This is a genomic window from Melaminivora alkalimesophila, from assembly GCF_000282995.1.
Taxonomy (GTDB): Bacteria; Pseudomonadota; Gammaproteobacteria; order Burkholderiales; family Burkholderiaceae_C; genus Melaminivora; species Melaminivora alkalimesophila.
The window spans coordinates 1-7,233 of sequence record NZ_ALEE01000071.1; the positions used below are offsets into that span (position 1 = coordinate 1).

A 7,233-nucleotide genomic window follows, 5' to 3' on the forward strand; every position below is an offset into this window, starting at 1 on the left:
CGGCTGCCGGCCCCGCACCCGACCGGAGGCACCGTGGCCCTGACCCTGCAACAACTCAACGCCGCTCCCCTCGCCGAGGCGGTGGCGCTGCTCGACGGCGTGTACGAGCACTCGCCTTGGATTGCCGAGGCGGCGCTGGCCGAGCGGCCCTTTCGCACGCTTGCGCAGCTCAAGCACGCCATGGTGCGGGTGCTGCGCGAGGCCGGCGAGGACGCCCAGCTGGCGCTGATCCGCGCCCACCCGGAGCTCGCCGGCAAGGCGGCCGTTGCCCGGCAGCTGACGGCCGAGTCCACCCACGAGCAAAGCACGGCGGGGCTCACGGACTGCACGCCCGAGGAGTTCGCGCGCATCCAGCAGCTCAACGCCGACTACAACGCGCGCTTCGGTTTTCCCTTCATCCTGGCGGTGCGCGGCCCGCGCGGCACCGGCCTGTCGCGACAGGAAATCATCGACACCTTCGCCCGTCGCCTGAACCACTCGCCGGACTACGAACGCGCCGAGGCGCTGCGCAACATCCACCGCATCGCCGAGATCCGCCTGAACGACAAGTTCGGCCACGAACCCACGCTCGGCAACGATGTCTGGGACTGGCACGAGCGGCTGGCTCGGCACAGCGACCCGGGCTTTGCCGAACAGGGCCAGCTCACCGTCACCTACCTGACCGACGCGCACCGCGCCTGCGCACAGCGCATCAGCCACTGGATGCGCGAGTGCGGCTTCGACGAAGTGGAGATCGACGCCGTGGGCAACGTGGTGGGGCGCTACCGCCCTGCGCAGGCCGACGGCAGGTACCTGATGACCGGCAGCCACTACGACACGGTGCGCAACGCCGGCAAGTACGATGGACGGCTGGGCATCTTCGTGCCCATGGCCGCCGTGCGCGAACTGCACCGCCAGGGGCGGCGCCTGCCCTTCGGCATCGAGCTGGTCGCCTTCTCCGAGGAAGAGGGGCAGCGCTACAAGGCCACCTTCCTCGGCTCGGGCGCGCTGATCGGGGATTTCCGTCCCGAATGGCTGGAGCAGCGGGACGCCGAGGGCATCACCCTGCGCGAGGCCATGCAGCACGCCGGCCTGTGCATCGACGACATCCCGAAGCTGCGTCGCGACCCGGCACGCTACCTGGGCTTCGTGGAGGTGCACATCGAGCAGGGACCAGTGCTCACGGAGCTGGACCTGCCGCTCGGCGTGGTCACTTCGATCAACGGCTGCGTGCGCTACGTGGGCGAGATGGTCGGCATGGCCAGCCACGCCGGCACCACCCCCATGGACCGCCGCCGCGATGCCGCTCTCGGGGTGGCGGAGCTGGCGCTGTACATGGAGCAGCGCGCACGCCAGGACGAGGGCAGCGTGGCCACCGTCGGGATGCTGGAAGTGCCGGGCGGCTCCATCAACGTGGTGCCGGGCCGCTGCACCTTCAGCATGGACATGCGCGCCCCTGCCGATGCACAGCGCGACGCCATGGCGGCGGACGTGCTGGCGCAGCTCGAGGGCATCGCCCGGCGCCGCGGGCTGCAATACCGCGTCGAGCTGGCCATGCAGGCCGCCGCCGCCCCCAGCGACCCCGCCTGGCAAAGGCGCTGGGAAAACGCCGTGCAGGCCCTGGGCGTGCCGCTGCACCGCCTGGCAAGTGGCGCGGGCCACGACGCCATGAAGCTGCACGAGCTCATGCCCCAGGCGATGCTGTTCGTGCGCGGCCTCAACAGCGGCATCAGCCACAACCCGCTGGAGTCGACCACCAGCGACGACATGCAGCTGGCCGTCGAGGCCTTCGCCCATGTGCTGGAGCAGCTCGCCGCCGAGCACGCCTGAGCCCTTTCCTTCCCCACCACAAGGTCCCTTTTCCATGAAACCTGACGCCGAAGCCACCTACGCCGCGCTGGATGCGTGGATCGACGCGCATTTCGATGAGCAGGTGCGGTTCCTGCAAGCGCTGGTGCGCGTGCCTACCGACACGCCGCCGGGCAACAACGCCCCGCATGCCGAACGCACGGCCGAACTGCTCGCCCCCTTCGGTTTCGAGGCCGAGCGCCATCCCGTGCCGGCAAGCCAGGTGCGCGACTACGGCATGCAGTCCATCACCAACCTGATCGTGCGCCGCCCCTATGGCAGCGGCGGCCGGACCATCGCGCTGAACGCCCACGGCGACGTGGTACCCCCGGGCGAGGGCTGGACGCGCGACCCCTACGGCGCCGAGATCGTCGATGGCCGCATGTACGGCCGCGCCACCGCCGTGAGCAAGAGCGACTTCTCCACCTTCACCTTCGCCGTGCGCGCCCTGGAGGCCGTGGCGCGCCCGACCAGGGGCGCGGTGGAGCTGCACTTCACCTACGACGAGGAGTTCGGCGGGCTGCTGGGCCCGGGCTGGCTGCTGGAGCAGGGCTTGACCCGGCCCGACCTGCTGATCGCTGCGGGCTTTTCCTACGAGGTCGTGACGGCCCACAACGGCTGCCTGCAGATGGAAGTCACCGTCCACGGCAAGATGGCGCACGCGGCCGTGCCGCACACCGGCGTGGACGCGCTGCAGGCGGCCACCGCCATCATGGCCGCGCTGTACGCCGAGAACCTGAAGTACCGCCAGCTGCGCTCGCAGGTGCCGGGCATCGAGCACCCCTACCTGAACATCGGCCGCATCGAGGGCGGCACCAACACCAACGTCGTGCCCGGCAAGGTGGTGCTGAAAATCGATCGGCGCATGATCCCCGAGGAGAACCCCGCCGAGGTCGAGGCCAGCATCCGCGGCGTGATCGCCCAGGCGGTGCAGCAATTCAATGCGCAGCGCGGCCACGGGGGCGAGGAGACCGCGCGCGCGGACATCCGCCGCATCCTGCTGGCGCGCGCCATGACGCCCCTGCCGGGCAACGCGCCGCTGGTGGACGCCCTCCAGAAGCACGGCGAGGCGGTCTTTGGCGAGCGCCCCCCGGCCGTGGGCACGCCGCTCTACACCGACGTGCGTCTGTACGTGGAGCGCGGCATCCCCGGCGTGATCTACGGCGCCGGGCCGCGCAGCGTGCTCGAGAGCCACGCCAAGCGCGCCGATGAGCGCATCGAGCTGGCAGACCTGCGCCGCGCCACCAAGGTGGTGGCGCGCAGCCTGGCGGACCTGCTGGCCTGACGGGCCGGCGCGCGGACGGCCTGGCCCCGCGCGGGATCTGCGCGTTTACCCGGGGACGGAGACGCGTCATTTTGTATACACTTTTTGTATGGATTTAACGCCGTAGCCACCGGCCCGAGGATCTCCCATGCCCCCTCCTGCCTCCATCCATCCCGTCGACGAAAGGCTCCCCTGGGGCCGCGCCACCACGCTGGGCCTGCAGCACGTGCTGGTCATGTACGCCGGCGCGGTGGCCGTGCCGCTGATCGTCGGCCGGGCGCTGAACCTGCCGCCCGAGCAGGTGGCGCACCTGATCTCCGCCGACCTGTTCGTCTGCGGCCTGGTCACGCTGATCCAGGCCTGGGGCATGACGCAGTGGTTCGGCATCCGGCTGCCGGTGATGATGGGCGTGACCTTCGCGGCGGTGGCGCCCATGGTGTCGATGGCGCAGACCACCGGGGGCGAGCTCGGCGCCGGGCTGATCTTCGGCTCGGTGATCGGCGCGGGGGTGGTGTCGCTGCTGCTCGCGCCGGTCATGAGCGGGCTGCTGCGCTTCTTCCCGCCGGTGGTGACCGGCACCATCATCGCCGTGATCGGCATCAGCCTGATGCGCGTGGGCATCAACTGGATCTTCGGCAACCCGGTCGGCCCGACGGCGCCCACCGTGCCCAATCCCGAACACCTGAAATGGCTGGCCGAGGCCCAGGCCGCCGCCGGCGCCCCCGGCTCGGCGCTGCCGCCCGTGCCCAAGGGCTTCGCCGTGGTGCCGACCATTCCCAACCCCCGCTATGCCGACCTCACGGGCGTGGGCATCTCGGGCGTCGTGCTGCTGACCATCCTGCTGATCGCGCGCTTCGGCCGCGGCTTCATCGCCAACATCTCGGTGCTGCTGGACATCGTGGTGGGCGGCATCCTGACGGCCGCCATGGGCCTGATGAGCTTCCAGAAAGTGGGCAAGGCCGAGTGGTTCGACCTGGTGCTGCCCTTTCAGATCGCCACGCCGGTGTTCGACCCCATCCTGATCCTGACCATGTCGCTGGTCATGATCGTGGTGATGATCGAGTCCACCGGCATGTTCCTGGCGCTGGGCGACATGACCGGCAAGGAGGTCACGCGCGAGGACCTGACGCGCGGCCTGCGCACGGATGGCCTGGGCACCATCATCGGCGGCATCTTCAACACCTTCCCCTACACCAGCTTCTCGCAGAACGTGGGCCTGGTGGCCGTCACGGGCGTCAAGAGCCGCTGGGTGTGCGTCGCCGGCGGCGTGATCCTGATCGTGCTGGGCGTGCTGCCCAAGATGGCGGCGCTGATCGAGTCGCTGCCCACGGTGGTGCTGGGCGGCGCGGGCCTGGTGATGTTCGGCATGGTGGCGGCGACCGGCATCCGCATCCTGTCGACGGTGGACTTCCAGGACAACCGCAACAACGCCATGATCGTCGCCGTGTCCATCGGCGTGGGCATGATCCCGCTGGTGGCGCCCAACTTCCGCCAGTGGATGCCGCACGCCATCCACCCGCTGGTCGAATCCGGTATTCTCCTCGCCTCGATCTCTGCCGTGGCACTGAATGTGTTCTTCAACGGCGCCAGCCGCGACACCAGCGCGGCCGTGCTCGCCGCCCGGCAGGCGGACGCCCACTGACCGCGTCGCGCCCCACGACACCCGACCGAAGGTGACCACCCGCTCCCTGCCCCGTCGGCCGCCCTGGCCTGCGGGGCTTTTTTGGCGTTGCCGGCACCACCGCCAGCGTCAGCATGCAGTAAGCTTGTTCCGCCCTCCTTTCGTTTCGCCGAGCCCCTGGCTCCTCCTGCCATGAACCAGCCTCTCTCCGCCGCCGAAGCCGCCCTGCGCGAAGCCGCCCTCGAATACCACCGCAGCCCCGTGCGCGGCAAGGTGTCCGTCACCCCCACCAAGCCGCTGTCGAACCAGCGCGACCTGTCGCTGGCCTATTCGCCCGGCGTCGCCTACCCGTGCCTGGACATCCAGGCCGACCCTGCCAAGGCCTTCGACTACACGGCGCGCGGCAACCTGGTCGGCGTGGTCACGAACGGCACGGCGGTGCTGGGCCTGGGCGACATCGGCCCGCTGGCCGGCAAGCCGGTGATGGAGGGCAAGGGCTGCCTGTTCAAGAAATTCGCCGGCATCGATGTGTTCGACATCGAGCTGGCCGAGCGCGACCCGGACAAGCTGGTCGAGATCATCGCGGCGCTGGAGCCGACGCTGGGCGGCATCAACCTGGAGGACATCAAGGCGCCCGAGTGCTTCTACATCGAGCGCGAGCTGTCCAGGCGCATGAACATCCCGGTGTTCCACGACGACCAGCACGGCACGGCCATCATCTCCAGCGCCGCACTGCTCAACGGGCTGGAGCTGGTCGGCAAGGACATCGGCGCGGTGAAGGTCGCCGTCTCGGGCGCGGGCGCGGCGGCGATCGCCTGCGTGGACGTGATGGTCGGGCTGGGCGTGCGCCGCGAACACATCTACATGGTCGATTCCAAGGGCGTGATCCACACCGGCCGCACGGGCCTCGACGAGTCCAAGGCGCGTTACGCACAGAATACCGAGGCGCGCACGCTGGCCGACGTGGTGGCGGGCGCCGACGTGTTCCTGGGCTGCTCCGCGCCGGGCGTGCTCACCGCCGAGATGGTCAAGACCATGGCGGCGCGCCCGATCATCCTGGCGCTGGCCAACCCCGAGCCGGAGATCCGGCCCGAGCTGGCCAAGGCCGTGCGCCCCGACTGCATCATCGCCACCGGTCGCTCGGACTACCCGAACCAGGTGAACAACGTCCTGTGCTTCCCCTACATCTTCCGCGGCGCGCTCGACTGCGGCGCGACCAAGATCACGGAGGAGATGAAGCTCGCCTGCGTGCGCCAGATCGCCGCGCTCGCCAAGGAAAACGTGAGCGAGGAGGTGGCCAATGCCTACGTCGGCACCGATCTGAGTTTCGGGCCTGACTACCTCATCCCCACGCCCTTCGACTCGCGACTGATCCTGAAGATCGCTCCGGCCGTGGCCGAGGCCGCGGCGCGCTCGGGCGTGGCCACGCGGCCCATCCCGGACATGGAAGCCTACCGCGAGCATCTCTCGCGCTACGTCTACCAGACGGGGCTGCTGATGCGCCCGGTCATCAACCTGGCGAAGTCCCAGCCGGAGGAGCACAAGCGCGTCGCCTACGCGGACGGCGAGGACGAGCGCGCGCTGCGCGCCGCCCAGGTGGCGATCGACGACGGCATCGCCCGGCCCATCCTGATCGGCCGCCCGGCGGTGATCGCCACGCGCCTGGCCAAGGCCGGGTTGCGCATGCAGCCGGGCGTGGACGTGGAAGTCGTCAACCCCGAGGACGACCCGCGCTTTCGCCAGTACTGGGAGCTGTACCACCAGATCATGCGCCGCGATGGCGCCACGCCCGAGGTCGCCAAGGCCGCGGTGCGGCGCTCCAACACCATCATCGCCGCGCTGATGGTGCGCATCGGCGACGCCGACGCCATGATCTGCGGCCTGAGCGGCACCTACGAGACGCACCTGGAGCGCATCGACCACATCCTGGGGCGCGCCCCCGGAGCGCACCAGTACGCGGCGCTGAACGCGCTGATGACGACGAACTTCGGCCCGCTGTTCATTGCCGACACCTACGTCAACGAGGACCCGAGCGCCGAGGAGCTGGCCAACATCGCCTGGGCGGCGGTGCAGGAAGTGCAGCGCTTCGGCCTGCCCCCGAAGGTTGCCTTCCTGTCGCACTCCAGCTTCGGCTCCTCGCGCCGCGGCTCGGCGCGCAAGATGCGCGCGGCGCGCGACCTGTTCGTGGCGCAGCATCCGGAAATCGAATGCGACGGCGAGCTGCACGGCGACGCCGCGCTGGAGCCGAAGATCCGCGCCACCTACCTGGGCGACTCGACGCTCACGGGCTCGGCCAACGTGCTGATCTGCCCGAACCTGGACTCGGCCAACATCCTCTACAACGTGCTCAAGAGCACGACCAGCGGCGGCGTCACCGTGGGCCCGATCCTGATGGGCACGGCCGCGACGGCCTACATCCTGACGCCGGCCGCGACCATGCGCCGGGTGCTGAACATGACGGCGCTGGCGGTGGCCAGCAGCGCCGCGCGGCGCGCCGGCTGAAAGCTGGCCGCCGGTTCAG

4 protein-coding genes are annotated in these 7,233 nt (G+C 70.0%); all 4 read left to right on the forward strand.

Annotated features, from left to right (window positions below; all coding sequences use genetic code 11):
* The first annotated feature begins 33 nt into the window (after positions 1 to 33).
* Complete coding sequence (gene uraD, locus A612_RS00850; RefSeq protein ID WP_040435416.1) at positions 34 to 1,809, forward strand: 2-oxo-4-hydroxy-4-carboxy-5-ureidoimidazoline decarboxylase; 1,776 nt, start codon at positions 34 to 36, stop codon at positions 1,807 to 1,809.
* A gap of 34 nt (positions 1,810 to 1,843) precedes the next feature.
* Positions 1,844 to 3,112 (forward strand): M20/M25/M40 family metallo-hydrolase, encoded by a 1,269-nt coding sequence (locus A612_RS00855; protein WP_019372730.1) that lies wholly within the window; start codon positions 1,844 to 1,846, stop codon positions 3,110 to 3,112.
* Positions 3,113 to 3,239: 127 nt separating this feature from the next.
* The gene (locus A612_RS00860) at positions 3,240 to 4,733 is read left to right on the forward strand and encodes a nucleobase:cation symporter-2 family protein (protein ID WP_019372731.1); all 1,494 of its coding nucleotides are present in this window, start codon (positions 3,240 to 3,242) and stop codon (positions 4,731 to 4,733) included.
* Positions 4,734 to 4,904: 171 nt separating this feature from the next.
* On the forward strand, positions 4,905 to 7,214 hold the full coding sequence (locus A612_RS00865; RefSeq protein WP_019372732.1) for an NADP-dependent malic enzyme: 2,310 nt from the start codon (positions 4,905 to 4,907) through the stop codon (positions 7,212 to 7,214).
* Positions 7,215 to 7,233 lie beyond the last annotated feature (19 nt).

Bases quoted from the DNA above. Each gene is read 5' to 3' on its own strand.
- A612_RS00855 (WP_019372730.1), top strand. From the start codon at position 1,844: ATGAAACCTGACGCCGAAGCCACCTACGCCGCGCTGGATGCGTGGATC.
- A612_RS00860 (WP_019372731.1), top strand. From the start codon at position 3,240: ATGCCCCCTCCTGCCTCCATCCATCCCGTCGACGAAAGGCTCCCCTGG.
- A612_RS00865 (WP_019372732.1), top strand. From the start codon at position 4,905: ATGAACCAGCCTCTCTCCGCCGCCGAAGCCGCCCTGCGCGAAGCCGCC.